This is a genomic window from Bradyrhizobium sp. U531 (assembly GCF_051710265.1).
In the GTDB taxonomy this organism is placed as follows: domain Bacteria; phylum Pseudomonadota; class Alphaproteobacteria; order Rhizobiales; family Xanthobacteraceae; genus Bradyrhizobium.
This window is the reverse complement of sequence record NZ_JASVEN010000013.1, coordinates 56,211-81,502: the sequence shown is the minus strand read 5'-3', so window position 1 is coordinate 81,502 and position 25,292 is coordinate 56,211. Positions and strand designations below refer to the sequence as shown.

33 protein-coding genes are annotated in these 25,292 nt (G+C 65.6%); 16 read left to right on the top strand and 17 right to left on the bottom strand.

Annotated elements, in window-relative coordinates; all coding sequences use genetic code 11:
* Positions 1-11: 11 nt before the first annotated feature.
* Positions 12-1,109, top strand: coding sequence for a redox-regulated ATPase YchF (gene ychF, locus QRQ56_RS35865; RefSeq protein ID WP_438746289.1), 1,098 nt, complete (start codon positions 12-14; stop codon positions 1,107-1,109).
* 147 nt (positions 1,110-1,256) lie between these two features.
* Here ychF and QRQ56_RS35860 read toward each other — a convergent pair whose 3' ends face one another.
* On the bottom strand, positions 1,257-1,553 hold the full coding sequence (locus QRQ56_RS35860) for a DUF4282 domain-containing protein (protein WP_438746287.1): 297 nt from the start codon (positions 1,551-1,553) through the stop codon (positions 1,257-1,259).
* Positions 1,554-1,758: 205 nt separating this feature from the next.
* Between QRQ56_RS35860 and QRQ56_RS35855 the strand changes: the two genes are divergently transcribed.
* The 3 genes from QRQ56_RS35855 to QRQ56_RS35845 all read left to right on the top strand — a co-directional run bounded on the left by QRQ56_RS35855 (position 1,759) and on the right by QRQ56_RS35845 (position 3,151).
* A complete protein-coding gene (locus QRQ56_RS35855) occupies positions 1,759-2,211 on the top strand; it encodes a MaoC family dehydratase (RefSeq protein ID WP_438746286.1) in 453 nt (150 codons plus the stop codon).
* Positions 2,211-2,690: a MaoC family dehydratase gene (locus QRQ56_RS35850; RefSeq protein WP_438746284.1), complete on the top strand. Its 480-nt coding sequence runs from the start codon at positions 2,211-2,213 to the stop codon at positions 2,688-2,690. The genes QRQ56_RS35855 and QRQ56_RS35850 overlap by 1 nt, the downstream gene beginning before the upstream one ends.
* Before the next feature lie 314 nt (positions 2,691-3,004).
* Positions 3,005-3,151, top strand: a complete 147-nt coding sequence (locus QRQ56_RS35845; RefSeq protein WP_018318322.1) for a hypothetical protein — start codon at positions 3,005-3,007, stop codon at positions 3,149-3,151.
* Between the two features lie 39 nt (positions 3,152-3,190).
* Here QRQ56_RS35845 and QRQ56_RS35840 read toward each other — a convergent pair whose 3' ends face one another.
* The 5 genes from QRQ56_RS35840 to QRQ56_RS35820 all read right to left on the bottom strand — a co-directional run bounded on the left by QRQ56_RS35840 (position 3,191) and on the right by QRQ56_RS35820 (position 6,748).
* Positions 3,191-3,328: a hypothetical protein gene (locus QRQ56_RS35840; protein WP_007614812.1), complete on the bottom strand. Its 138-nt coding sequence runs from the start codon at positions 3,326-3,328 to the stop codon at positions 3,191-3,193.
* A 349-nt stretch (positions 3,329-3,677) separates the two neighbouring features.
* Positions 3,678-4,106, bottom strand: coding sequence for a hypothetical protein (locus tag QRQ56_RS35835; RefSeq protein ID WP_438746281.1), 429 nt, complete (start codon positions 4,104-4,106; stop codon positions 3,678-3,680).
* A gap of 233 nt (positions 4,107-4,339) precedes the next feature.
* Positions 4,340-5,266: a hypothetical protein gene (locus QRQ56_RS35830; RefSeq protein ID WP_438746280.1), complete on the bottom strand. Its 927-nt coding sequence runs from the start codon at positions 5,264-5,266 to the stop codon at positions 4,340-4,342.
* 379 nt (positions 5,267-5,645) lie between these two features.
* Positions 5,646-6,086: a nuclear transport factor 2 family protein gene (locus tag QRQ56_RS35825; protein WP_438746278.1), complete on the bottom strand. Its 441-nt coding sequence runs from the start codon at positions 6,084-6,086 to the stop codon at positions 5,646-5,648.
* A gap of 215 nt (positions 6,087-6,301) precedes the next feature.
* Entirely contained in the window at positions 6,302-6,748 is a 447-nt protein-coding gene (locus QRQ56_RS35820) for a nuclear transport factor 2 family protein (RefSeq protein WP_438746277.1), read from the bottom strand.
* Positions 6,749-7,029: 281 nt separating this feature from the next.
* Between QRQ56_RS35820 and QRQ56_RS35815 the strand changes: the two genes are divergently transcribed.
* The 4 genes from QRQ56_RS35815 (at position 7,030) to QRQ56_RS35800 (ending at position 8,400) form a co-directional block, all read left to right on the top strand.
* Positions 7,030-7,269, top strand: a complete 240-nt coding sequence (locus QRQ56_RS35815) for a hypothetical protein (protein ID WP_438746275.1) — start codon at positions 7,030-7,032, stop codon at positions 7,267-7,269.
* Between the two features lie 96 nt (positions 7,270-7,365).
* Entirely contained in the window at positions 7,366-7,545 is a 180-nt protein-coding gene (locus tag QRQ56_RS35810; RefSeq protein ID WP_438746273.1) for a hypothetical protein, read from the top strand.
* Between the two features lie 100 nt (positions 7,546-7,645).
* Positions 7,646-8,032 carry a hypothetical protein gene (locus QRQ56_RS35805; protein ID WP_438746271.1) on the top strand — a complete coding sequence of 129 codons (387 nt, stop codon included), beginning with the start codon at positions 7,646-7,648 and terminating at the stop codon, positions 8,030-8,032.
* 5 nt (positions 8,033-8,037) lie between these two features.
* Positions 8,038-8,400, top strand: a complete 363-nt coding sequence (locus QRQ56_RS35800; protein ID WP_438746486.1) for a hypothetical protein — start codon at positions 8,038-8,040, stop codon at positions 8,398-8,400.
* 87 nt (positions 8,401-8,487) lie between these two features.
* On the opposite strand, the gene uvrB is transcribed toward QRQ56_RS35800, so the two are convergent.
* From uvrB to QRQ56_RS35780, 4 genes are all read right to left on the bottom strand, one after another.
* Positions 8,488-11,469, bottom strand: a complete 2,982-nt coding sequence (gene uvrB, locus QRQ56_RS35795; protein WP_438746269.1) for an excinuclease ABC subunit UvrB — start codon at positions 11,467-11,469, stop codon at positions 8,488-8,490.
* A 93-nt stretch (positions 11,470-11,562) separates the two neighbouring features.
* Positions 11,563-11,793: a hypothetical protein gene (locus tag QRQ56_RS35790; RefSeq protein WP_438746267.1), complete on the bottom strand. Its 231-nt coding sequence runs from the start codon at positions 11,791-11,793 to the stop codon at positions 11,563-11,565.
* A gap of 57 nt (positions 11,794-11,850) precedes the next feature.
* Positions 11,851-12,075 carry a hypothetical protein gene (locus tag QRQ56_RS35785; RefSeq protein ID WP_438746266.1) on the bottom strand — a complete coding sequence of 75 codons (225 nt, stop codon included), beginning with the start codon at positions 12,073-12,075 and terminating at the stop codon, positions 11,851-11,853.
* A 161-nt stretch (positions 12,076-12,236) separates the two neighbouring features.
* Entirely contained in the window at positions 12,237-13,151 is a 915-nt protein-coding gene (locus tag QRQ56_RS35780) for a LysR substrate-binding domain-containing protein (RefSeq protein ID WP_438746265.1), read from the bottom strand.
* 217 nt (positions 13,152-13,368) lie between these two features.
* On the opposite strand from QRQ56_RS35780, the gene QRQ56_RS35775 reads away from it, so the two are divergent.
* The 3 genes from QRQ56_RS35775 to QRQ56_RS35765 all read left to right on the top strand — a co-directional run bounded on the left by QRQ56_RS35775 (position 13,369) and on the right by QRQ56_RS35765 (position 15,199).
* Positions 13,369-14,148 carry a TSUP family transporter gene (locus QRQ56_RS35775; protein WP_438746264.1) on the top strand — a complete coding sequence of 260 codons (780 nt, stop codon included), beginning with the start codon at positions 13,369-13,371 and terminating at the stop codon, positions 14,146-14,148.
* A complete protein-coding gene (locus tag QRQ56_RS35770) occupies positions 14,145-14,372 on the top strand; it encodes a hypothetical protein (protein ID WP_438746263.1) in 228 nt (75 codons plus the stop codon). The genes QRQ56_RS35775 and QRQ56_RS35770 overlap by 4 nt, the downstream gene beginning before the upstream one ends.
* A gap of 128 nt (positions 14,373-14,500) precedes the next feature.
* A complete protein-coding gene (locus tag QRQ56_RS35765; RefSeq protein WP_438746261.1) occupies positions 14,501-15,199 on the top strand; it encodes a glutathione S-transferase family protein in 699 nt (232 codons plus the stop codon).
* A gap of 182 nt (positions 15,200-15,381) precedes the next feature.
* On the opposite strand, the gene QRQ56_RS35760 is transcribed toward QRQ56_RS35765, so the two are convergent.
* Positions 15,382-15,585 (bottom strand): cysteine-rich CWC family protein, encoded by a 204-nt coding sequence (locus tag QRQ56_RS35760; protein WP_438746259.1) that lies wholly within the window; start codon positions 15,583-15,585, stop codon positions 15,382-15,384.
* A gap of 114 nt (positions 15,586-15,699) precedes the next feature.
* On the opposite strand from QRQ56_RS35760, the gene QRQ56_RS35755 reads away from it, so the two are divergent.
* The 3 genes from QRQ56_RS35755 to QRQ56_RS35745 all read left to right on the top strand — a co-directional run bounded on the left by QRQ56_RS35755 (position 15,700) and on the right by QRQ56_RS35745 (position 18,864).
* Positions 15,700-17,247, top strand: coding sequence for a DUF1800 domain-containing protein (locus QRQ56_RS35755; protein ID WP_438746258.1), 1,548 nt, complete (start codon positions 15,700-15,702; stop codon positions 17,245-17,247).
* 2 nt (positions 17,248-17,249) lie between these two features.
* Positions 17,250-18,464 carry a DUF1501 domain-containing protein gene (locus QRQ56_RS35750; protein WP_438746256.1) on the top strand — a complete coding sequence of 405 codons (1,215 nt, stop codon included), beginning with the start codon at positions 17,250-17,252 and terminating at the stop codon, positions 18,462-18,464.
* A gap of 76 nt (positions 18,465-18,540) precedes the next feature.
* Positions 18,541-18,864, top strand: a complete 324-nt coding sequence (locus QRQ56_RS35745; protein ID WP_438746254.1) for an antibiotic biosynthesis monooxygenase family protein — start codon at positions 18,541-18,543, stop codon at positions 18,862-18,864.
* A gap of 18 nt (positions 18,865-18,882) precedes the next feature.
* Here the strand turns inward: QRQ56_RS35745 and QRQ56_RS35740 are convergent, their stop codons facing one another.
* The 6 genes from QRQ56_RS35740 to QRQ56_RS35715 all read right to left on the bottom strand — a co-directional run bounded on the left by QRQ56_RS35740 (position 18,883) and on the right by QRQ56_RS35715 (position 22,769).
* Positions 18,883-19,824 (bottom strand): aldo/keto reductase, encoded by a 942-nt coding sequence (locus QRQ56_RS35740; RefSeq protein ID WP_438746252.1) that lies wholly within the window; start codon positions 19,822-19,824, stop codon positions 18,883-18,885.
* A gap of 252 nt (positions 19,825-20,076) precedes the next feature.
* Entirely contained in the window at positions 20,077-20,532 is a 456-nt protein-coding gene (locus QRQ56_RS35735; protein WP_438746251.1) for a GNAT family N-acetyltransferase, read from the bottom strand.
* Between the two features lie 83 nt (positions 20,533-20,615).
* Entirely contained in the window at positions 20,616-21,425 is an 810-nt protein-coding gene (locus QRQ56_RS35730; protein WP_438746249.1) for a PAS-domain containing protein, read from the bottom strand.
* Between the two features lie 128 nt (positions 21,426-21,553).
* Complete coding sequence (locus QRQ56_RS35725) at positions 21,554-21,700, bottom strand: hypothetical protein (RefSeq protein ID WP_438746493.1); 147 nt, start codon at positions 21,698-21,700, stop codon at positions 21,554-21,556.
* Between the two features lie 85 nt (positions 21,701-21,785).
* Positions 21,786-21,962: a hypothetical protein gene (locus QRQ56_RS35720; RefSeq protein ID WP_174719015.1), complete on the bottom strand. Its 177-nt coding sequence runs from the start codon at positions 21,960-21,962 to the stop codon at positions 21,786-21,788.
* A 156-nt stretch (positions 21,963-22,118) separates the two neighbouring features.
* A complete protein-coding gene (locus QRQ56_RS35715; RefSeq protein ID WP_438746246.1) occupies positions 22,119-22,769 on the bottom strand; it encodes a glutathione S-transferase family protein in 651 nt (216 codons plus the stop codon).
* Between the two features lie 530 nt (positions 22,770-23,299).
* Here QRQ56_RS35715 and QRQ56_RS35710 point away from each other — a divergent pair.
* Together QRQ56_RS35710 and QRQ56_RS35705 are read left to right on the top strand one after the other, a co-directional pair.
* Positions 23,300-24,502, top strand: a complete 1,203-nt coding sequence (locus tag QRQ56_RS35710) for a pyridoxal phosphate-dependent aminotransferase (protein ID WP_438746245.1) — start codon at positions 23,300-23,302, stop codon at positions 24,500-24,502.
* A 282-nt stretch (positions 24,503-24,784) separates the two neighbouring features.
* A complete protein-coding gene (locus QRQ56_RS35705) occupies positions 24,785-25,264 on the top strand; it encodes a DUF992 domain-containing protein (RefSeq protein WP_438746243.1) in 480 nt (159 codons plus the stop codon).
* Positions 25,265-25,292: the final 28 nt, after the last annotated feature.

The window sequence follows — 25,292 nt, the reverse complement described above, 5'->3', positions numbered from 1 at the left end:
CCAGGACCATCATGGGATTCAAATGCGGGATCGTCGGATTGCCCAATGTCGGCAAGTCGACCTTGTTCAACGCGCTGACCGAGACGGCCGCGGCGCAGGCCGCGAACTATCCGTTCTGCACCATCGAGCCGAATGTCGGCGAGGTCGCCGTGCCCGATCCCAGGCTCGACAAGCTCGCTGCGATCGCCAAGTCCGGCCAGATCATTCCGACCCGCCTGACCTTCGTCGACATCGCGGGCCTCGTCCGCGGCGCCTCCAAGGGTGAAGGCCTCGGCAACCAGTTCCTCGCCAACATCCGCGAGGTCGACGCAATTGCGCATGTGGTGCGCTGCTTCGAGGATTCCGACATCACCCATGTCGAAGGCAAGATCGCCCCGCTCGCCGACATCGAGACCATCGAGACCGAGCTGATGCTCGCCGACCTCGACAGCCTCGAGAAACGCGTCGACAACCTCACCAAGAAGGCCAAGGGCAACGACAAGGACGCCAAGGAGCAGCTCGATCTCGTCAACCGCACCCTGGTGCTGCTGCGCGAAGGCAAGCCCGCGCGCCTCGTCGAGCGCAAGGCGGAAGAAGAGCGTGCCTTCGGCATGCTTGGCCTGTTGTCGTCCAAGCCCGTGCTCTACGTCTGCAACGTCGAGGAAGGCTCGGCCGCGACGGGCAATTCGTTCTCGCAGGCGGTGCAGGACCAGGCCGCCAAGGAAGGCGCGGTCGCTGTCGTCATCTCCGCCAAGATCGAGTCCGAGATCGCCACCATCTCGCGTGAAGAGCGCGCCGACTTCCTGGAGACGCTGGGCCTGGAAGAAGCCGGCCTCGATCGTCTGATCCGCGCCGGTTATACGCTGCTCGATCTCATCACCTATTTCACGGTGGGACCGAAGGAAGCGCGGGCCTGGACCATCTATCGCGGCACCAAGGCACCGGGCGCGGCGGGCGTGATCCACACCGATTTCGAGAAGGGTTTCATCCGCGCCGAGACCATTGCCTATGACGATTACGTCGCGCTCGGCGGCGAAGCCGGCGCTCGCGATGCCGGCAAGCTCCGCCTCGAAGGCAAGGAGTACGTCGTCGCCGACGGCGACGTCATGCATTTCCGGTTCAATAATTAAGCCGGGAATGACGGTGTCGTAGGGTGGGTTAGCGGCCGGCTGCGCGAAACGCAGTCCGAAGGCGTAACCCACCATGTTTCCGCGGTTGCTGAACGAAGCTGGTGGGTTACGCCTGCGGCTAACCCACCTACGGCACCTGCGCTGGTCTCACCGCATCCCGCCGCCCTGGTCGCGGATCGCGCCGAGATGCTCGTTGATGCGGAAGATGATCAGGATCAGCTCGGCGAGGATGCGCGAGAACACGATTCCGACGACGACGCTCGCGATCGACGACAGCAACACCAGGAAGCCGCCGAACGGACTGATCGCCATCGCGGCGAGCCCTGAGAAGATGCCGGAGAGGCCGAACAGGCAGATCAGCGCGATCACCAGCCAGTAGAAGGTCTTGATGATCGTCGGCGTGATGAAGCGGTCCCATTGAAACAGGTCGCTGAATGAAAACATTGCTCTCCCCAAGGCAATTCCAAGGCAAGTGGGACTTCGTGTCGGGCCTTCAGGCCGGGCCCCTGGCACAGGATCCTGGCCCGGGGCTGATCCGACTCAGAACCAAAGCCGCCGCGTGATATGTAGCACGAGCCATGCGGGCCGGCGGGTTGAGATTGCCGCAAAGTGCGGCCACAATCTGTCATTCCCGCAAAGCTTTCCCGAGATGACCCTGACCTTCGAAGATTTCCCGCCCGGCCGGTTCGGCACGTTCGGCCCGCGCCATGTCACCCGCGACGAGATTCTGGCCTTTGCCGCCGAGTTCGATCCGCAACCCATGCATCTGGACGAGGAGGCCGCGGCCAAGAGCATGCTGCGCGGCCTGTCCGGCTCCGGCTGGCATCTCTGCTCGCTGATGATGCGGATGATGGCCGACGGTTTCATCACCCGCGCCGCGTCGCTGGGGTCTCCCGGCGTGGACGAAGTGCGCTGGCTGTCGCCGTTGCGGCCCGGTGACGATCTCACGCTCGATGTGGACGTGCTGGAGGCCCGCACCTCCAAGAGCCGGCCCGAGCTCGGCATCGTCAAGTTCAAATGCACCGTGCGCAATGCCAGCGGTGAAGCGCTCGCCGAGATGACGTCGCCGATCCTGATCAAGCGGCGCGAGGGAGCGGTCTGATGCGGTTCTTCGACGACATCGAGATCGGCCAGCGCCGCGAGATCGGCAGCTACAATTTCACGGCGGAGGCCATCAAGCATTTCGCCGCCAAGTTCGACCCGCAGCGCTTTCACCTCGACGAGGCCGAGGGGAAGAACTCGCTGTTCGGTGGGCTCGCGGCCTCGGGCTGGCATGTCGGCTCGGCCTGCATGAGCCTGCTTGTCGCTGACGGCCAGCGCCTGGCGCGGGAAGCCGCGGCGCGCGGCGAGGAGGTTGCGGTGTGGGGGCCGTCGCCGGGCTTTCGCGATCTGCGCTGGATCAGGCCGGTGCTGTCAGGCGACACCGTCGCTTACGTCAATGTCGTGGCGGACAAACGCATCTCCGCCTCGCGTCCCGGCTGGGGCATCCTGACCGCCCGCACCACCGGCACCAACCAGCGCGGCGAGGAGGTCTATTCCATCACCGCCTCGGCCTTCGTGCCCCGCCGAAAGGGCGCGTGACTTGGAATTGATCGAATTGCTTTCGTCCTTCTTCCCTCGCGGGAGAAGGTGGCAGCGTCGCTGCCCGCAAGCAGCGAGGGCGCAGCAACGCGCATCAAGGCCGTTGCAAGATCGTCATGAAAGGGAACGCCGCACCAGCCAATGAGTTGGCAAGTGTTGCCAGGGCGCTATGGACGCGATTCGCGTCGGCTGCCATAAGCCTGCGCAACATGGTTACCGCGTGCAGGTTTTGCGGAACCAAGTCAGTTGCTAACTAATTATGAACCTGTCGCTGTCTATTTGAAACGAATTGGCAGAGACAGGGGACGAGGACCATGGCAGATCGCGGCGCACTCAAGTTTGTTGGATTTATCTTCGCTACCGCGACGCTGGCCGTGATGCTCGTCGCCGGCATGGTGGTGAAGGGCTATGCCGATGGCGCCTACACCCTGGAAGCCTCGGCCGTCGACGCGAGCCGGTAAGATCTCGTTCATCTTTCGCGGCCGGTATCCGGCCGCACTTCAGCGGCTATAGACGAACGCCAGGATGGCGATCGCGACCGCCAGCAGCCCGACAAAGCGCAGCATGATCGTGCCGAACTGGTTCGGCGCGGGCCGCAACGGTATCGGGTCCGTGGTGTCGGGCCGAATGCTTTCCATCTGAATATCCCCAAGGCCCGGCCGTAGCTGCACGGGCGCCTGGCATTGGTCGCCAGGGACGGGCGGTGGGTTCAAAGCGTGCGGTCACGGTGTGAACGTGCGTCCACCGCCGCGCTGCCCCGCTCTTCGCTGCCACGCCCCGCTGTCATGCCCCGGCTTGACCGGGGTATCCAGTACGCCGTGGCGTCTCGGCTCCTGCCTCACTGTCTCGGAGTATTGGATCACCCGCCTTCGCGGGTGATGACACCTTCCTTGCAGTGACAGTCCGCCCCTATCACATCGCCACGAATCGAAACCGCCGCGCTCCCCTTCGGGAACGCGGCGGTTCGGTGATGCTTGGTCGCTGCGATCAGCTGTTGCGCAGGCCGTCGGCGGCGCGCTTCCACTGCGAGACGTTGTCCGCGATCATGCGCGTCGACTTCATCGCGGCCTGGCTGAGCTGGGCGTAGCCGGAGATCTCGCGCTGGACGCGCTGGCCTTCGGCATGCAGCAGGTCGCGCAGGCTTTCGAGTTCGGAGATCAGGTTCTCGATCTCGGCGAGCGAGGTGCCGGCGACGCGCTGGATCAGCGAGTTGACGTTGTTGACGGTGGCTTCCGCGCTCGGGTCGAGCGGCGGCGCGTCGGTGGTGGTCGTGGTCGACGCCGGACGGCGCAGATAGGCGATGTCGTTGCGAACGAAGTCGCGGATGCCGGCCTCGACTTCCGTCACGGCGGCGAGGTTGGTGTCGACCGTCTCGGTCTCGGTGCCTTCGATCTTTTCCGGACGCATGGCGTTCATCGTTGTTCCCCTGGTTCGCGTTGAGCGCAGCGCGAGTGTCCCCCGCACGACGAATTCGGTCAGGCCGACTAGGGCGCCGGATTTTGACCGCAACTTGGCCGAGATACGGCAAGGGCGGACGATTCGGGGGTTTTGCCGTGGCGTATGGTTAGGAGAGTCTAAACGCCATCGAGGCGGCGCGGCGCGGCCGGCGCTTCACGTCCTCGCCCCGCACGCGGGGAGAGGCGAAGAACTCACCAGCTCTTCTTGAAGCCGGCGGTGACGCTCTTGTTGATCGCACCTTGCGAGGTCTCGCCGACCGAGCCGGAGACGGTGACGTTGTCGAACAGCTTCTGCTCGGCGCCGACCTTGCGCAGCCATTTGTCGTCGGTGGTCGACAGCGTCTGGCCGGCGCTGACGCTGGTGCCGGTGTCGGTGAGGGTGACCTTGGCCGACTGGTCTGTCTCGTAATTGCGGGTGGTGATGTGGCCGCCGATGCCGGGGACCGCGCTCGTGCCCTGCTGATTGACGCTGTAGCCGTTCTGGAGGGTCAGCGAGGTGTCGCCGGACAGCGGCACCGATTTGGTCAAGGAGGCCCCGAGCTTGCTCTGTTCCGAGCCGGGATCGACGCGGGCTTCCACCGCGGTCTTGTCCCAGATCACGCCGGCGCCGGGCGCGGTCGCCGTCGCCCAGGCGCTGCCGGAGGACTGCGGCAGGCTGCCGCCATTGGCGGCCTTTTGGGCCAGCAACTCGGACATCGTCCTCGGCTCGTTCGCCACCGTCATGTCGGCGCCGATCCGCGTATCCCAGAATTCGAACACCGACTGCTTCACGGTCACCGCCGAGGAGCCGTTGGTATTGGCGTTCGACGACCAGTCCAGACCGTCCTTGCCGGCGGCCTGGGCGCGCTTCTTGGCGGCCATGGGGTCAATGCCAGTGCCGGCGTCGACCGCGAGCTGGCTCCAGTCGAGCTTGTCGACGTCGATGCCCTTCATCACGTCGGGGTCGTTGACATCAGGAGCCTCCGCCACGGCCTCTGCCTCGGCTTCGTCGTCGGCCACGGCGGCGGGAGGGGAGAAGGGGGGGATGATCTGGGCCGAAGCCGTCAGCACGGAGCCCAAGATGAACGCGGCCACCAGCACCGGCAGCCTGGCCCAGCCAAAACCTGTCGAGAATTCCATCGTCCTGCCCGCGAACCCCAGCGCATGTTGCCCGCCAATATAAGGCGGTCTGTGGTGATGACCATGCGCCATTCGGTCTGCCCGCATCAATGCGGATCTATCGTCGCGAAATTGTGGCAACTCGCGCCGGGACGCGAACCAACGGGCCGCGCGAAAGGCGCGCGCCCGACGACGAGCTTCTTGCTGCGACGGCATCCGGCGGGGCTGGAGGCCAGGACGTCGCAACCGGCATTGTCATCGGTCCCGAATGGGGCCCGTTGGTGTCCCCCCTGAAGCGCGATGATCAACATCGCGCTTCAGGTTGTTGTTTGCGCATGACCTTTCCGGAAAACCGCTTCGCGCTTTGCGCTAACGCGGCCCTTCGGGTCCGGATCATGCGTCAGCCGACGCGGGTCATCTTCGGCAGATGAATGGCGCGGCCGAGTGCCTGCTCGACCAGATCGAAGGTGTCGATCAGGACGCGCATGCTGACGAGCTTGCCCGCCCTGAACTGGGCGAATTGGGCGACCCGCAAGCTGATCGGCTTGTTGGAATCCAGCGCCGTCAGAGAATAGCGCAGCATCGAGGCGGCGGAATCGACGCCGAGCATGATGCTCTCGCGATCGAAGCGGCGGACCTGGAAATTGTCGGCGAGCTGGCGGATGACGTCGAGCACGGCGTCCTTGCCCTGGCGCGCGCCGAGAAACGGAAACATGTCGATCGGGCCATAGAGCGCCCACTCGACGTCGTCGTCGATCAGGGCCTCGATATCCCCAAATTGCCGGTCGTTGATCGCGCGGTGCAACGCACGCGAGAAACGCCAGAGGCTATGCTCTGTCATTTTGGGTAATCCTGAAGCTGGCTTGCGGAAGAAACGGAAAACAACCCCATGCGCAGCCGGCGCCGGGGCTCAATTCATTTGTATGCAAACAAAATAGTGAGTTTCGGCCAAAACGCAATTCACGTTTTCGCAATGCACAATTGACTGGAAATTGTGAGATTCACAACAGAACCCCGTAGTTTCCCGGGATCGAATGGGTTCCAGGGCGTGAAAGGTCAATCCACCCGCGCGCCCGTGATCAGCGGGCCAATCTCGCGCTCCAGCACTTGCTGCACCAGGTCGTAGGAATCGATGATCTCGCGGATCTGCGCCACCAGCCCGCCGCGGAACGTGTAGAACACGGCCATGTCGAACTGCACGATGCGGTCGTTGCTGCGCTTCCTGAAATAGGCCTGCATGTAGGTCGCGATCTCGTCGCCCTCGGCAACGATGTGCGGCGCCTTGTAGCGGATCTCCGAATAGCGCGACCAGACCGTCTGCCAGAGCGTCCGCAATTCGGCCTTGCCGTGGCGGGGCACCATGTGCGGCAGCACGTCGATCGGGGCATGGGTGAGGAAGTCGACGTCGTCGGTGCAGCAGGACAGTGCGGTCTCGAGGTCGCCGCGCGCAAAGGCGTCGAGCAGATGCAGCAAGCGTTGCCTGTTCAGCGATTCAACCGTCATGCTGCTCCCGCCCCCATTGGCCGTGGATTGCAAACGCTACCCCGTCCCTCGCGGATCCATCAATCCGCAAAAACACAGGGTGCTTGCCAACTCTGACGCACGAACGCCATGCCGCGTTCATGGGGTGCAATTGCGGGTTGCGCACCCCTCCGCGTGCGAGCTTTTGCCGCCAGGGATGGCGCCGCACGCCTATCGGCGGGGCGCGCGTCGCCCAGGTGCGGGGAACCCGGAGCCGTTCGCGCTCGTTGAGGGTCCAACGCCGCATCCGGAGACATCGACCCATGAAATCGCCGCTTCTCGCCGTCACCGCCGCCCTGCTCATGCTCGGCGCGACCTCCGCCGCCAACGCCAAGGGCTGTATCAAGGGCGCCATCGTCGGCGGCGTTGCCGGCCATTATGCCGGCCACCACGGCATGCTCGGCGCCGCCGCCGGCTGCCTCTACGGCCGGCACCACGCCAAGGAGCAGGAGAGGCAGCGCCAGCAGCAGCAGAGCCAGATGAACGGGCAGGGGAAGCTGTAAGGCCGCGGAAAACCTCGCCCGGTCCCTCTTTGACGCGGCATGCTCCGATGGTAAATTCCAGTCGCTAGCGCTGGAGTTGAGCCAGGCGAGGGGACAATGGACGTCGGGAAGCTCTCGTGGGGTGTCGTCCTCGCAATCCTGTTCCTGTGCTTCTTCAGCGCTTTCATCAGAAAGGCGTCCCACGCGCAGGGCGTCAAATACAATTGGCTCGGCGTCCTGCTGTCGTTCTCGACGGTCGGCCTTGCCATCTACCTCGTGTTCTTCCGCCAGCTCTGACGCCGCCCCCCGGCTGGGAGGGGCCAATGCGTGAGCCAACTCACATCCCAGGCCTCACCCTGCGGCTATCGTCATCCCAATGTCATCAGGGAGACGTGCCATGGCTACCATCGCCACCGCCAGAAAGTCCCGCCTGCACAACGCGATCGAAGGCCTCGCGCTGACCGCGATCCTGCAGAGCTTCCCGACCTTCGCCGCCGCCGCTTTCCTGCTCAAGCTCTGCGGCAATCACGACCTCTCCGGCGACCCCGGCGTCGCCATCTTCGTCGCCGTCGTCTCGTTCGCCCACGCCATGCTGGCGGTGACCCTGGGCCCGAGCTTCCCGGCCTTCTTCAAGACCGTCTATGAGCCGAAATTCTTCGAGGCCCATTTGTCGCTGTCCGACAAGATCGCGGCCTGGCGCACCCAGCCCGTCGCCTCGCTGCAGCTTGTCACTATCGTGCTGCTGCTGTCGGTGATGGCGGTGGTGACGGCGAGCGTGGGGTGAGCATCATGCCGTTCGTCACCATATCGAAGCCCTCCCCCTTGAACTGGCTCGAAGGCTTTGCTCTCACCACCATCCTGCAGGGCCTTCCGATCTTCGCCGCGGCATCGCTGATGGTGAAGTTGCTGGGTCATGATTACGGCGGCAGCCACGTGCTCACCATCGCGCTGGCGTCGGTGTTCTACAGCATCCTCGTCATCGCGTCCGCCTCGGCATTCCCGAAGCTGAGGAGCGGCTACGAAGCCGGGTTCTTCGACGCCGGCCTGTCCTTCTCCGAAAAGATCGCCCATTGGCGCGCCAAGCCCACGACGTCGACGCAGCTCATGGCCTCGGTGCTGCTGCTGTCGTTGCTGGCGACGATCGTGGGGTGAGAGACGTCCGTAGCGCCGCCAAGCGGTGGGGCCAGGTGCGCAATTGCGCACCTGACAATCCATAGCCACGACGTGCGGACGTAATCCCTACCTCTTCTTCCACCCACCCCGACGTCCCGGTTGCCCGCCCGTCGACTTCGGCGCCGGTCCGAACTCCGGCCCCGACTGCCTTGAATCCGTCGGCTGGATGATCCGGCTGGTGCTGCCGAATGGCTTTGCGGGCAGCGTCTGCTTCTCGCGATAGGGCAGGGATTCCGGGCCGTGCATCTCGTCGAGATGCGGCTTGTGCACCTTCGAGCCGCTGCCGCCGCCGCTGGCCTTCAGCGCAGAGCCGACCGTCTTCTTCTTCATCGCGCTGACGGGCAGATTGGCGGCGTCGCCGTACTTCCTCGTCCCCGCATAGGCGCCCGCCTTGCCCGTCACCGCGCGCTGCTTGGCGGTGGGATCGTCGACCACCGCGAGCTCGGTCGCGCGCAGGCGCTTGACCTCGTCGCGCAGGCGCGCGGCTTCCTCGAAGTTCAAATCGGCGGCGGCCTCGCGCATCCGCGTCTCCAGGTCGCCGAGCACGGCTTCGAAATTGTGGCCGATCGAGATGACGTCGTCGGTCATGTCGTGGCCGCCGACCTCGACCAGCACGTGGTCGCGCTCGTAGACGGAGTTGAGGATGTCGCCGATCTGCTTCTTCACGCTCTCCGGCGTGATGCCGTGGGCGGTGTTGTACTCGACCTGCTTCTCGCGGCGGCGGTTGGTCTCCGCGATGGCGCGCTCCATCGAGCCCGTCATCTGGTCGGCGTAGAGGATGACCTTGCCGTCGACGTTGCGCGCGGCGCGGCCGATGGTCTGGATCAGCGAGGTCTCGCTCCGCAAAAAGCCTTCCTTGTCGGCATCGAGAATGGCGACCAGCGCGCATTCGGGAATGTCGAGGCCTTCGCGCAACAGGTTGATGCCGACCAGCGCGTCGAAGGCGCCGAGCCGGAGGTCGCGGATGATCTCGATGCGCTCGATGGTGTCGATGTCAGAGTGCATGTAGCGGACGCGAATGCCCTGCTCGTGCAGATATTCGGTGAGATCCTCCGCCATGCGCTTCGTGAGCACCGTGATCAGCGAGCGGTAGCCGGCCTGCGCGGTGGCGCGGACCTCGCCGACGAGATCGTCGACTTGGGTGCGAGCGGGGCGAATGTCGACGGGCGGATCAATCAGTCCCGTGGGGCGAATGACCTGCTCGACGAACACGCCGCCGCTCTCGTTCAGCTCCCAGCCGCTCGGCGTCGCCGACACCGCAACCGTCTGCGGCCGCATCATGTCCCACTCCTCGAAACGAAGTGGGCGGTTGTCCATGCAGGAGGGCAGGCGGAAGCCGTACTCGGCCAGTGTCGCCTTGCGGCGGAAGTCGCCTTTGAACATGGCGCCGATCTGCGGGACGGTGACGTGGCTCTCGTCGGCGAAGATCAGCGCGTTGTCGGGGACGTATTCGAACAGCGTCGGCGGCGGCTCGCCGGGCCGGCGGCCGGTGAGGTAACGCGAGTAGTTCTCGATGCCGGCACAGCTTCCCGTCGCCTCCATCATCTCGAGGTCGAAAGTGGTGCGCTGCTCCAGCCGCTGCGCTTCCAGGAGGCGGCCCTGATTGTTGAGCTGGTCGAGCCGCTGCTTCAGCTCGAACTTGATCGACTTGATCGCCTGCACCAGCGTCGGGCGCGGCGTCACATAGTGCGAGTTGGCGTACATCTTGATGAATTCGAGCTCGTCCTGCTTGTGGCCGGTGAGCGGATCGAACTCCTCGATGGTCTCGATGGTGTCGCCGAACAGGTTCACGCGCCAGGCGCGGTCTTCATAGTGCGCCGGGAAGATGTCGACGACGTCGCCACGGACACGGAAGGTGCCTCGGGTGAAATCGGCCTGGGTGCGCTTGTACTGGAGCGCGACGAGGTCGGCGATGAGCTGGCGCTGGTCGATGCGTTCGCCCTTCTTCAGCGCGAAGGTCATCGCGGTGTAGGTTTCGACCGAGCCGATACCGTAGATGCAGGACACCGACGCGACGATGATGACGTCGTCGCGCTCGAGCAGCGCGCGCGTCGCCGAGTGGCGCATGCGGTCGATCTGCTCGTTGATGGACGAGTCCTTTTCTATGTACGTGTCCGTGCGAGGGACATACGCTTCCGGCTGGTAGTAGTCGTAATAGCTGACGAAATACTCGACCGCGTTGTCGGGGAAGAAGCTCTTGAACTCGCCATAGAGCTGGGCGGCCAGCGTCTTGTTCGGCGCCAGGATCAGCGCCGGGCGCTGCGTCTTCTCGATGACCTGCGCCATGGTGTAGGTCTTGCCCGAGCCGGTGACGCCGAGCAGCACCTGCGTGCGGTCGTTGCGCTGCACGCCCTCGACCAGCTCGGCGATGGCGGTCGGCTGGTCGCCCTTGGGCTCGTAGGACGATTTGATCTCGAAGCGCACGCCACCTTCGGACTTCTCCGGCCGCGGCGGCCGGTGCGGCGTCCACACCCTGGTCGAGCCGTCGTCCTTGCGGAACTCCGGCCGGCCTTCGCGGATCAGCGATTCCAGCGCGTCGGCGGTCGCCCTGACGCCGAGCGCCTCCATCTTGGAACGCGGCGGACGCGCCAGCGCCTCGGCGTCGTCCTCCTCGGTGGGCAGGCCGAGCTGCCGCGCCAGTTCCGGATCGAGCGTCGGGATCGTGGCGGCCGTGCCGTAATTGGCCTGCGGTGCCTCGTCGAAACCTTCGGTCGATGTGCGCGCGCCCGGCGGCTGCGGATTGGGCCGCAGCGGCATCGGCCGCGCCGCATCCTGCGGAAACTGCTTTTGAAGGTCTTTGGGCGTCGAGGCGCGGGCGCGATGCGCGGCCGCCTCGCCGCCGGCACGGCGGTCGCGCGAATTGTCCGGGGGCGGCTGCAGGCCGGTGCCCGATCCAAGCCCGGCATCGCCCCGGTTGATCGCGGGATTGAGCAACTCGGCCAGCGCCGGCCCGATCGGCTGCACGTCAGGGCGGTGAGCCTTCGAGTTCGGGGTCCTGGCTTTCGGGGATTTGCCGGATTTTTCGGGGGATGCAGGTTTCTTCGCCATGAGGCGAATATGGGACGAGTCCGCCCCGCAATAAAGGGCGAATGGCCCTCGCCATGCAGCATGCTGACAGCAGGTTGGCAGCAGGCGGGGGCCTCACGCCGCCGGCAGCGGGCCCTCGCCGTCCTCGCTCGCCTCATAGGGCTTGAGAATGTCGAGGTGGATGCCGCCGCAATCGGTGCAACGCATGGTCCAGTACTCGCAGCCCGCGCGGCCGCCGATCACGCGGAGCACCGCCAGATCGCCGTCGCATTCCGGGCAGTTCGACAGCACGTTGCGGGTGTAGATCCTCGGCCGCGGCGCGTCTTCGAATTCGATGACTGACATGACCAATTGCCCCCTTTGCGCCGTGCTGTCCCTTCGTTCGCAGGCCGTCCTGCTCGTCTATTCGTCGTCGCTGTCGGCGCGCCGGCGGAAGCGGTCGATGTGATGCTTGGCGTCGGCGATCGCGGCGCCCTGATCGGGCCATGCGAAGCCCACTTCCATGGCCGGAAACAGCACACCGTCGATGGCGACGGGGCTGAGATCGGCGCGGCGGATGCGGGCATGCCAGAGGCCTTTGCCAGCCTCGAAGGATTCGATGTCAAAGCCGTCGTAAAGGGTCGTCATTGTAGTCCCCAAAGTGTCCTGGGATCGCGGATCCAGTCCGCGTGTCCCGCGTCGTGGTCGAGCGCCTTGTTGGAGGGTCAGGGGACCACGTCTGCGGATTTTCGTATGTGAAGCCGTTCACAAGCGTCCGGCTTTTTTGCCCGGGAACTGTCGAAGACGCGTCAGTTCCGCACTGCAGCGCGGCCGATCCGCCGCCGGCGAGCAGCGGGTTCCGACGCCGCGCGCATGATCCAGCGGCGGAACGCGGCGAAGTCGCGCTGCTCGGTCTGGAAGCTCCGATAGACCAGATACCAGCGCATGCCCTTGGGAACCGAGAGGTCGAATGGCGCCACCAGCCGGCCGGCGGCGAGGTCGTCGTCGATATAGGGGCGGATGCCCATGGCGATGCCGAGCCCGTCGGCGGCGGCCTGCAGCGCCTGGCCGTAGAACTGGAACTCGGGCCCGCGCGCGTTGATGCGCGCAACGCCGGCGGCCTTGAGCCAGATCGGCCAGTCCTCGGGAGAGTGCGCGACCCGGATCAGGCTCGGTCCTTTCAAATCTGCCGGCCGCTTCAGGCCGCTGGCGAGACGGGGTACGCAGACCGGGGTGAGGTCGCCGGCGAATAGCGGCTCGGCGACGAGGCCGGGCCAGTCGCCCGTGCCGAGCTTGATGCCGCAACTCCAGTCCTCGCCGAACGGCACCGCCGCGCCGCCGGTGGTGAAGCGCACCTCGATGTCGGGCTCCTCACTGCGGAATTCCGACAGGCGCGGGATCAGCCAGCGCATCGCAAAGGTATGGCCGACGCCGATGGTGAGCACGCGGACGCTCGTTGGCGCCGTCACCTGCGCGGTGAGGCTGGCGAGCGCGTCGAAGATCGGCGTCAGCCCGCTTTGATAGGCGCGGCCGGCCTGTGTCAGCACCAGGCGATTGGCCTTGCGCTCGAACAGCGCGACGCCGAGCCGCTCTTCCAGCAGGTGCACCATGCGGCTGACGGCGGCCGCCGACACGCTCAGCTCGAGCCCGGCCGCAGCAAAGCTGCCGGTGCGCGCCGCCGCCTCGAATGCCTTGATGCCGTTGAGAAACAGCAGCCGCCGCAAATGCAAGATCCCTGTGCAAGACCGCTGTTCAAGACCATCAGGAAAGCTGAGGCCAGGCCAAGATAACTCAGTTTGCGCGAGTGGAGCAAGCAAGGCACAAGAATGAGAGTTATTCCAAGCTGATTTGTCGAGGTGGAGGCGGTGCCCTTCGCCTCTCCCCGCAAGCGGGGCGAGGGAGCGAAGCAGGATCGCGTCCCTCTCTCAGGAGATTTTCCACGTGACGCCCATCATGATCGCTGCCCTTGGATTGCTGATGGTCGCCACCGCCTTTCTGTCGGGGCTGTTCGGCATGGCGGGCGGTTTGATCCTGATCGGGGTGCTGCTGGCCCTGATGCCGCTGCCGACCGCGATGGTGCTGCATGCAATCACGCAGATGGCCTCGAACGGCTGGCGCGCGTTCTTGTGGCGGGCGCATATCCGCTGGCGGCCGGTCGCGAATTACATGGTCGGCGCCGCCGTCGCGCTGGCGGCGTGGTCGCTCACCCGCTACGTGCCGGACAAGCCGACGGCGCTGCTGCTGCTCGGCATCACCCCGTTCATGGCGCGCCTGTTGCCCGCGAACATCAAACCGAATCCCGACCGTCTCTGGCAGGGCACGGTCTACGGCACGATCTGCATGGGCCTGATGCTGATGACCGGCGTGTCCGGCCCGCTGCTCGACACCTTTTTCCTCGGCGGCGATTTCGGCCGGCGCGAGAAGGTGGCGACCAAGGCGATGTGCCAGCTCGTCAGCCATTTCACCAAGCTGATCTATTTCGGCGGCATCATCGACCAGGCCGCGAGCCTCGATCCCGTGCTCGCCGGCGTCGCGATCGCAGCCTCGATGCTCGGCACCACGCTGGCGCGGCGCATCCTGGAAGCCATGACCGACCAGCAGTTCGTCGGCTGGTCCAACAAGCTGATCACCACCATCGCCTGCTACTACATCGCCTATGGCGGCTGGCTGTTGCTGCGTGCGCCGGTTCTGGCCGCCTTCGACAAGGGAGGTTTGCAATGAGCGATGCCGATCCGCTGGTGCTGGACTTCGTCGAATGGGTGGCCCGCGAGCCGCGTGCCTATGCCGAGGTGATCGCGACCTGGAAGACCTCGTGCCCGCGCCTCACCATCTGGGAAGACGCCAGCGAGCGCGGCTACGTCGCGCGCGAGACGCGTCCCGGCATGGGGCTTATCATCGCGGTGACGGAAGGCGGCGAGAAGCTGTTGCGCGCGAACGGGCGGTAACACGCTCTTCCCTCTCCACATCGTCATTGCGAGCGTTAGCGAAGCAATCCAGAATGCCTCCGCGGAAGCAGTCTGGATTGCTTCGTCGCAAGAGCTCCTCGCAATGACGGAGCCTGTGGAGACACTGCATGTCGCTTAAACTCTACGAACTCGTCGGCACCGACCCCGCGCGCCCTTTCAGCCCGTTCTGTTGGCGAACGCGGATGGCGCTGGCGCACAAAGGATTGTCGGCGGAATCGCTGCCCTGGCGTTTCACCGAGAAGAGCTCGCTTGCGCCGCACGGCTCGGAAAAGGTCCCGGTGCTGCTGCATGACGACAAGCCGATCGTCGATTCCTGGACGATCGCGACCTATCTGGAGGGCACTTTCCCGGATCGTCCGTCGCTGTTCGGCGGCGAGGGCGGCCGCGCCATGGCGCGCATGATCAACGCATGGGGTGACATCGCCATCGTCGGCGGGGTCTTCCCGCTCATTGTCGCCGACATTCCGCATAATCTCGCCGAGGTCGACGCCGCCTATTTCCGCAAGTCGCGTGAGGCGCGCTTCGGCGGCAAGAGCCTGGAAGAGGTCATGGCCAGCCGCGACAGCGGCGTCGTCGCCTTCCGCAAGTCGCTGGAAGTGATGCGCCAGACGTTGAAGAAGCAGCCTTATCTCGGCGGCGATGCACCGAACTATGCCGACTACATCGTGTTCGGCGGTTTCCAATGGGCCCGCGTGGTGAGCCCGTTCAAGCTGCTGGAAGCCGATGATCCCATTTACGCGTGGCGCGAAAAGCTGCTCGACGCGTTCGACGGCATGGCGCGAAAATCGCCGGGACATCGCGTATAGGCCGAGCTCTCTCCTCACTGTCGTCCCTGCGAACGCAGGGACCCATACCGCGTGATGTATCGATTGCGGTCGGTCGCAGTACCGCACGAAGAGCCTTCGCCAAACTTCTTCCGGTGGTTATGGGTCCCTGCGTTCGCAGGGACGACACCGCGGGTGTAGCGCGGGCTCCTGAATCGTCCACCCTACGATACTGCGCTCGCCGCCTCCGCCGCCTTCCTTAAACACTCCCGGCACAAACAATCCTGGCCCGCGACCGGCATCGGCAGCTTTGCCGTTTCCTCCGCGCACCAGCAATTGCCCGAGAGGTCGCAGCCGAACTCGGTGCCGCAGCGTGCGCAGGCGAGGCGGCGTGGTTCCGGGGTCGGGGATTCTTTCGGATTTGTCATGATTTGCGTCGAAGCTTCGCCGTGATTTTCATGTCGGGTTCATCGGTCGTTACGGTATATTAGGCGCCGCGCGCGGACTCGGAAAGCGGCTCCCGGCACGCCAAGGACAAATCGATGGCCCGCGATTCGCAAGCCGCGCTCGTTGCGCTCAACCGTTTTGGCTTCGGCGCCCGCGGCGGCGCCTCGGGCGATCTGATCAACGCGGCCTCCGATCCGCGCGGCTTCGTCAAGGCGGAGCTCGCGCGTCCCAGCGGCGTGCTGCTGGAGGCGCCTGGCCTGCAATCGACGCAGCAACTCGGGCAGGCCGTCTTCGCCTATCAGGACCAGGTCAAGCAGGCGCGTGAAGCGGCGAAGGCTGCCGCGCCGCCGGAGACACCGGCGCGGGCCGAACAGAAGCCTGCTCTGCGGCGCAATCTTTCGCTGAACACGGCCGCGACGGAGATCGCGGGCCAGATGGCCGAGGCCAAGCCTGCCGACAGCGCGGCGAAGCCCGCCACCATGCAGCCGGGCGCGGCAGCGCCGGCCGCAAAACCCGCCCCGCAGCCGCTCAACGTGATTCAAAAGACCTTCCGCACCGAGGCGCTGGCGCGCCTGCAGCGCGCGACGCTCGCCACTTGCGGTTTCACCGAGCGGCTCGTCGCATTCTGGTCCAATCATTTCTGCATCTCCGCGAGCAAGGGCGAGCTGGCGCGGATCTGGGCCGGCGCATTCGAGCGCGAAGCGATCAGGCCGCACGTGCTCGGTCGTTTCGCCGACATGCTGAAAGCGGTCGAGCAGCACCCCGCGATGCTGTTCTTCCTCGACAACCAGCAATCGCTTGGGCCGGATTCGCGCGCCGGCCAGAACCGCAAGCGCGGGCTCAACGAGAATCTCGCGCGCGAGATCATGGAGCTGCATACGCTCGGCGTCGGCGGCGGCTACACGCAGGACGACGTCACCTCGCTCGCGCGCATCATCACCGGCTGGACCTTCGCGGGACGGCAGGGGCAACTCGGGGCGCCCGGCTCCTTCGTGTTCAACACCAATGCGCACCAGCCGGGACCGCAGATGCTGCTCGGCAAGACCTACGAGCCGACGGGGCTGGCGCAGGGCGAGGCTGCGCTCGCCGACATCGCGCGCCATCCCTCGACGGCGAATTTCATCGCCACCAAATTCGCTCGCCATTTCGTTGCCGACGATCCGCCGCCGGCGCTGGTCGCGCGCCTGCGCGATGTCTTCGTCAAGACGGACGGCGACCTCAAGGCCCTTGCGACGGCCCTGGTCGAGGCCGACGAAGCCTGGAAGACGCCGCTGACCAAGATGCGCAGCCCTTACGATTTCCTCGTCGCGAGCGGCCGGCTGCTCGCCCGCGTGCCGGAGGATCCCGGCGCCTATCTCAACAATCTCAATCTGCTGGGCCAGCCGCTGTGGTCGCCGGCGGGGCCGAACGGTTTTCCGGATACCAGTGCCGCCTGGGCCGCACCCGAGGGGATGAAGCTCCGGCTCGACATCGCCGCGCAGATGGGCGCGCGGCTCGGCAACAACATCGATCCGCTCGACCTGCTGGAATTCGCGGCCGCCGATGCGGCCTCCATCGAAACGCGCCGAACCATCGAGCGCGCGGAGTCGCGGCAGCAGGCGCTGGCGCTGCTGCTGATGTCGCCGGAAATGCAGAGGAGATGATCATGATCGACTGCGTCGAGAACCGGCTCCTCACCTCGCGTCGCGGCCTCCTGCTTGGCGGCGCCTCGTTCGCGGCCTGGGCTTACCTGCCGAAATTCGCGCGCGCCGCCGACGGGCGCGATCCGCGATTGGTCGTGGTGATCCTGCGCGGCGCGCTCGACGGGCTCGCGACGGTCGCCCCGATCGGCGATCCCGATTACGCCGGCCTGCACGGTTCGATTGCGCTCACGGCGGATGGCGCCCATCCCGCGATCATGCTCGATTCCTTCTTTGCGCTGCATCCGGCGATGCCGGAATTCTCGCGCATGTATCGCGACAAGCGCGCCGCGGTGATTCACGCGGTGGCGACGCCCTATCGCGACCGCTCGCATTTCGACGGCCAGGACGTGCTCGAAAGCGGCTATGCCGGCCCGGGCCGCGTGCAGTCCGGCTGGCTCAACCGCGCGCTGGAGGCGCTGCCGCGCGGCGAGCGCGTGTCGAGCGGTCTTGCGGTCGGGCCGACCACGCCGCTGGTGCTGCGCGGCAACGCACCGACCGTCGGCTGGGCACCTGTGGCGCTGCCGCAGGCGGATGACGACACCGCGATGCGCCTCGTCGATCTCTATCGTCACCGCGATCCCGCGCTGGCCTCGGCGCTGTCGCAGGGGCTGCAGCTCGACAAGGCTGCGCGCGGTGACGACATGAAGCCGAAGGGCGGCAATCAGGTCGCGCAGATGCGGCAGATCGCGCGCGGCGCGGCCAAGCTGATGGCGGCGGACGACGGCCCGCGCATCGCCGCGCTCGCCTTCGACGGCTGGGATACGCATGCCAATGAGGGCGGCCCCGTGGGGCGTCTCGCCTTCCTGCTCGGCGGGCTCGACGGCGCCCTCGCCGAATTCGAGGGCGGCCTGGGAGAGCGCTGGCGCGACACCGTCGTCGTCGTTGCCACCGAATTCGGCCGCACCGCGCGCATCAACGGCACCGACGGCACCGATCACGGCGCCGGCACGATCGCGCTGCTCGCCGGCGGCGCCGTGAAGGGCGGCCGCGTCATCTCGGATTGGCCGGGCCTGAAGCTCGCCAACCTCCACGAAGGCCGCGACCTCAAGCCGACGACCGATCTGCGCTCGGTCATCAAGGGCGTGCTGCAGGGGCAGTTCGGCCTGTCAGATCGCGTGCTGGCGGAAACGGTGTTTCCGGACAGCGCGAGCGCGAAGCCGATGAAGGGGTTGGTGTAGGTCGTCGCCGGGCCCGCGCCTTGCGGCGGGTCCCGGAATGACGACATGATGATGAGAGCATCAGGAGAGATCACCCATGTACATCGCCATGAACCGCTTCCGCGTCACCAAGGGCTCCGAGGCCGCGTTCGAGCAGGTCTGGCTGACGCGCGACACGTTTCTCGACGGAGTGCCGGGCTTCGTTGAATTCCATCTGCTGCGCGGGCCGGAGCTCGAGGATCACACGCTCTATGCCTCGCATACGGTGTGGGCGAACCACGCCGCGTTCGAGGCCTGGACCAGGTCGGACGCGTTCCGCGCGGCGCATCAGCGCGCCGGCGACAACAAGCCGCTTTATCTCGGCCATCCCCAGTTCGAAGGCTTCGAGGTGATGCAGACGGTCGGGCGCGGCGGGAAATAACGCGCCGCGCCGCGAGGCTCAGCCCAGCGTGATCTTGTCGATCTCCGCCATCTCCTCGGCATTGAGCTTCCACGCGATCGCCTTCACGTTCTGCTCGATCTGCTCGACCCGGGTGGCGCCCGCGATCACGCTCGACACTTGCGGGCGGGCGGCGAGCCAGGAGAAGGCAAGCTCGAGCATCGAGTGGCCGCGCGCCTTGGCAAAGGCCTGCAGCTTCTCGACGATGTCCTCGTTGCGCGGCGTGACGTAGCGGTCGCGCAGCCGCTCCACCTTGCCGAAGCGGGTATCGCCGGGCGCGGCCTCGCCCTTGCGGTACTTGCCGGTCAGGAGGCCGCTTGCGAGCGGGAAGAACGGCAACAGGCCGAGCTTGTATTCCTGTGCCGCCGGCAGCAGATCCTTTTCGATGTCGCGCACGACGAGCGAGTATTCGTCCTGGCACGACACGAAGCGGGTGACGTTCATCGCACGCGCGACGTACTCGGCCTCGGCGATGCGCCAGGCCGGAAAGTTCGAATTGCCGATGTAGCGGACCTTGCCCTGGCGGACGAGATCGTCGAGCGCACGCAGGCTCTCCTCGATCGGCGTCAGCGGATCGTAATCATGCTGCTGGTAGAGATCGATGTAATCGGTCTTCAGTCGCTTCAGGCTGGCCTCCACGGCCGCCATGATGTAGCGGCGCGAGGCGCCCTGCTTGGTGCCGTCCTCGGCCATGGGCTTGGAATATTTCGTCGCCAGCACGATGTCCTTGCGCCGGTCGCCCAGCACGGCGCCGAGCACGTTCTCCGAGCCGCCCATGTTCGAATAGATGTCGGCGGTGTCGAACAGCGTGATGCCGAGATCGAGCGCGCGGTGGATCACCTTGCGCGAGGTCTCCAGATCCGTGCGCTGGCCGAAATTGTTGCAGCCGAGCCCGACCGCAGACACGCGAAGGCCGGAGGCGCCGAGATTGCGAATTTCCATGGAGAGATCCTGTCAAATGAGCGGCGGGCATTCTGACCACCACGCACCGCGGCAGCAAGCTGCCCGCCGCGCTGCTGCCATGCCGGCAGCGCGGACAAAAAAATGCGGCCCCTGTCAGACGCGGCGACTGACGGGGACCGCTTGGGCGCTTGATCGGTGACGGGGGGCCAGATCAGACGCAAGGGAAGCCTAGTCCCGCTATGTTACGCGCGGGTGACAGGCCGACTTATCCACAGGTCCCGTCGATCGGGATCAGAAGATCTTGCGGTAGACGATGAAGCCGGAGCGCTCCGCGACCTTGTCGTAGAGGCGCTGCGCCGTGAGGTTGGTCTCGTGCGTCTGCCAGTAGACCCGCGGCGATCCCGCCAGTTTCGCCCGCTCATACACCCCATGGATCAGCGCCGCGCCGACGCCCTTGCCGCGCGCGCCCTCGGAGGTGAACAGGTCCTGCAGATAGCAGGACGGCTCGATCGCGGTGGTGCTGCGATGAAACAGGTAGTTCGTCATGCCCAGCAGCTTGCCGTCGCTCTCGGCGACCAGCCCATGCACCGGCTCATAGGCGTCGAAGAAGCGCTGCCACGTCATGCGCGTGATCTCAGGCGCGAGCGCGGTCGCACCCGAGCGGCCATAGAAGGCGTTGTAGCCGTCCCACAGCGGCAGCCATTGTTCGTAGTCCTGCCTGGTGACGGAGCGAATGGTGAGGGACATGTGAGGATTCCGCGATCGGTGAGGTGCACGGCGAAGAGATGTCATACGTGATGATCGTGTTGCCGATCAATCGCGCAATCGCATCACTCCGCGACGCGCAGATAGCGGATCAGCCTGCGGCCCGTGGGATCGCGCAGCGAGCGGTAGTAGTCGGCGCGCGCCGGCGCGTCGGTGTGACGGACGAGGTCGGTGACCGGCGTGTAGCTCAGCATGCGGCCGCCGTCGGGCAGCGCGGTGCAGACGAAGCGCAGCACCTCGCCGTTGCGCAAGGGGATGTCGATCGGCCTGGCATCCCCGATCCGCACCATCTCCATGCGCTGGGCGATGAAGGTGCCGAGCTCGTCCTCCGGCAGCTCGAACGCGCCGGTGTCGCGGCCGTGATACATCAGCGCGATGAAGGGCGGCCCGCCGTCGGCGATCTCGTCCGCCAGCGCGAAATAGTCGCGAAAGGCGCGGTTGATGAATTCGGCGCGGGTCTCGGCATCGAGCAGCACGATGCCGATGTCGACCTGATCGAGCGCGGCCGACAGCCGCGCGGCAGTGGCGTGGCTCCGCCGCTCGGCGGCGAACGTGCCGAGCAGCCGCTCGCGCATCAGGCCGGTGATCCCGGCGGTGGCGGCGGCGGTCATGGCGAGGAGGCCAAGCCGGAGCAGATCCGCGGTGGCATGGGAGACGCCGTATTGGTGAAGGAACAGCAGCGCCGCGCCGATTACGGCGATGGAAGCGGTGATCAGGGCGGAGCTAAGGCCCGACAGCGCGCCGGCGAGCGCCACGATGCAGACGAGGAGCGGGGCAGGTGAGGGAAGCGGGATGGCGCGTTCGAGCAGCATCGCCAGCAGCATGGTTGCTGCCGTCAGCACCGGACCGGAGATCGCACGCCATCCGAGCCGCATGGGCCAGTCTCGCTCCTCCCGAACGAGGTAAGACCGCAACACTGGCCGATGGTTGCGTTTTTCCTATGCGGTTTCGCGCGGCGTGCTTAAGCCGTGCTTGCGTGCAAGCCTAAGGCTTTCGGATGATTTTAGACCAGATGCGCGTGCTTAAGAGGTTGCTGCAGCGCAGGCGCGTTCAGCGTCGACGTTCCCGGGCCCTTGCGGGTGCCGACGACGATCAGGAGTGACGCCGCGACCAGGATGGCCGCGGTCAGTGTGATTGCAACGACTACCACGGGTGATTTCATCGACGTCCTGTCGCGATGCCGGCCGGCGCGGGGCACGCGGCGCCTTGAAGGCTGGACCAGGATGAAACGGTGATCAGGCCGGCAGACCCATGGCCATGGTCGCCTTGGTCGACAACACCGTGAGGGTGACGATCAGGCAGAGCGAGAGCGCGGCGATCGCCAGTGAGGCCGCGACGGCATTGGTGAGCCGGGAAGACGCGACGGTCGCGGGATGGCCCTGAAAGCCTGCCGTGCCGGACGCCCGTATCATGGTCTAAATCCCTCAACACGCGAGCGAATCACCCGCGACTTTCCGGAATTTCCCAGTTTCAGCCGGCAACATTGCGGCGGCACCCGCGTTAAAAATGGCCAGATTGCGGCAAATATTACCTTTATGCCCGCTATTCGCCAGAGCGGAGCAAGCTCCTCAGGCGCTGGCGGCGATGCTGGCGGGGTCGTCGATGTCGGCCGGCCGCCAGTCCATCGCCACGAAACCGGGGGCGGCCTCCACCCGTTTCAGCCAGTCGCGGATCGCCGGAAAGGCCTGAAGATCGAAGTCGCAGCGGTCGGCGAGATGGGTGTAGCCGTATAGCGCGATGTCGGCGACCGTGAGCTGGCGCGCGGCGAAATAGTCGTTGGTCTTGAGGTGGTTTTCCATCACCTGCAGCGCGCCGTAGCCGCGCTCCATCCAGTCCTCGAGCGAATGGGTCTGCAGGTCGCGGCCGCCCTTGACCAGCGAGAGCCAGAAATAGGCGGCGCCGATGTTCGGCTCGAGCGCGTGCTGCTCGAAGAACATCCATTGCAGCGCATCGGCGCGGTCGATGCGGTTCTCGGGCGCAAGCGGCGTGCCGACGGCGACGTACCAGAGGATGGCGTTGGACTCGGCGAGATAACGGTCGTCGCCGACCTCGAGCAGCGGCACCTGTCCCGACGGGTTCTTGGTCAGAAAGTCCGGCGTGCGGCTCTCGCCGCGCAGAATGTCCACTTCGATCGCTTCATAGGGCACGTTGAGCAGTGCCAGCGCAAGGCGGACCTTGTAGCTGTTGCCCGAGCGTTGCATCGAATAGAGCTTGTACATTCTGAGGACGATTCCGAAGGATGGGAAGGTGCGGTGCGTCCTGCCCACGCGCCGCGGGTAAACAATGATGCCGATGCGAATCCGCCGCAAGGGCCGGCCCGTAGAAAAACTCGAAAAGCCTACCGCACTGCAACGCCGCGGAAGATCATTTCCGTGCGACCACGCAATTCAGTTCACGCTTGCGTCAACGCACCAAGGGATTCTTCCGTGCATCTTGTGAGACGGTCGAGCGACGGCGTGATGCCGTGAAACAAGCCTGGCCATGACGGTGGAGAGGCGTCATCGCGAACCTCAAAATTGCTCCGAGGACAAGCCTTCCGGGATATGAGCGATTTGCGCGGCAAAGTTGCGGAAAATTGCTGAAAACCGCGGCTTGAACCGCTCCAAATCGTAAACTTTTGCGAGATCGGGCCGAAGTTTCTTGCAGCGCAGCGGCACACGTTTTAGGGTGTCTCCATTCCCACAAACAGAGTCGTGACGACCCATTGGTTCACGATGCCTGGGTTCACGACACTTGTCAGGAGATGACGATGGCCTTCCTTGCTGCTGCGCTCGACCGTGTGAAGCCGTCCGCGACCATCGCGGTCACGGATAAAGCACGCGCGCTGAAAGCGGCGGGCCGCAACGTCATCGGCCTCGGCGCCGGCGAGCCCGACTTCGACACGCCCGCCAACATCAAGCTGGCCGCAATCCACGCCATCGAGGCCGGCAAGACCAAGTACACCGCGGTCGACGGCATCCCCGAGCTGAAGGACGCGATCATCGCGAAGTTTCAGCGCGAGAACGGCGTCACCTACAAGCCGAACCAGATCATCGTCGGCACCGGCGGCAAGCAGGTGCTCTACAACGCGCTGATGGCGACCATCAATCCGGGCGACGAGGTGATCATTCCCGCGCCGTACTGGGTGAGCTACCCTGAAATGGTTGCGCTCGCCGGCGGCGAGCCGGTGCCGGTGGTCTGCACCGCCGCGACCGGTTTCAAGCTCCAGGCCGAGGCGCTCGAGCGCGCGATCACGCCGAAGACCAAATGGGTGATCCTGTGCTCGCCGTCGAACCCGACCGGTGCGGCCTACACGAAGTCCGAGCTGAAGGCGCTCACCGACGTACTGGTCAAGCATCCGCATGTGTGGGTGATGACCGACGACATGTACGAGCATCTCGTCTATGACGACTTCCAGTTCACCACGGTCGCGCAGGTCGAGCCGAAGCTCTACGATCGCACGCTCACCGTGAACGGCGTGTCGAAGGCCTATTGCATGACCGGCTGGCGCATCGGCTATGCCGGCGGCCCCGCGCAGTTGATCAAGGCGATGTCGACCATCCAGTCGCAGTCGACCTCGAACCCGTCGTCGATCGCACAATGGGCCGCGGTGGAAGCGCTGAATGGTCCGCAGGACTTCATCCCCGCTAACAACAAGGTGTTCAAGGAGCGTCGCGACCTCGTCGTCGCCATGCTCAACCAGGCCAAAGGCATCGAGTGCCCGCGTCCCGAGGGCGCCTTCTACGTCTATCCGTCCTGCGCCGGCACGATCGGCAAGACCGCGCCGTCGGGCAAGGTGATCGCCAATGACGAGGACTTCGTCACCGAGCTCCTGGAGACCGAAGGCGTTGCGGTGGTGCAGGGTTCGGCCTTCGGCCTTGGACCCGCGTTCCGCATCTCCTACGCGACCAAGACCACGGATCTCGAAGACGCCTGCAAGCGCATCCAGCGCTTCTGCGGCAATCTGCGCTGAGTTTTGGCGCGGTTCTTCCCCTCTCCCCTTGTGGGAGAGGGTGGATCGCCGCGGAGCGGCGAGACGGGTGAGGGGTTGTCTCCGCGCGTGATCCTCTCGCGGTAGCATGCGCGGAGACAACCCCTCATCCGGCGCTTCGCGCCACCTTCTCCCACAAGGGGAGAAGGGAAGAGAGCGCACCAATTCATCGTGTGAAATCTGGCACCGTCACGGCTCTTGTGGCATAGACGCATCGCGGGTGGGCGCTCTTTGCTCGCATCACATCATCGCCGGAGATATTTCATGCGTCGTTCGTTCATCTTCGCCGGGCTCGCCGTCGCCAGCCTCGTTGCCTCCAGCGTCAGCGGCAGTGCGCAGCAGCGGATGGCGCGGATCGGCGTGCTCGAATGCCGGGGCGGCGCCAGCGTTGGCTTCATCGTGGGATCGGTGACCCATCTCGGCTGCGTGCTGCGCGCCGACGGCCTGCCCGACGACCGCTACGTCGCGACGATCCGCAAGGTCGGTCTCGACATCGGCATCACCCAGGAAACGGCATTGGCGTGGGGCGTGTTCGCACCGGTCGACCGGCTTGGCCCGGGCGACCTCTCCGGCAATTATGCCGGCGCGCAGGGCAGCGCCTCTGTCGGTGTCGGCCTTGGCGGCAACGTGCTGGTCGGCGGCTCCAACAATTCGATCGCGCTCCAGCCGCTCAGCGTGCAGGGCCAGGTCGGCCTCAACATCGCAGCCGGCCTCGAGAGCCTGGAACTTCGCCCGGGCCGTTAACGATTTGCGGTTGCGGCTTTCTCTCCAC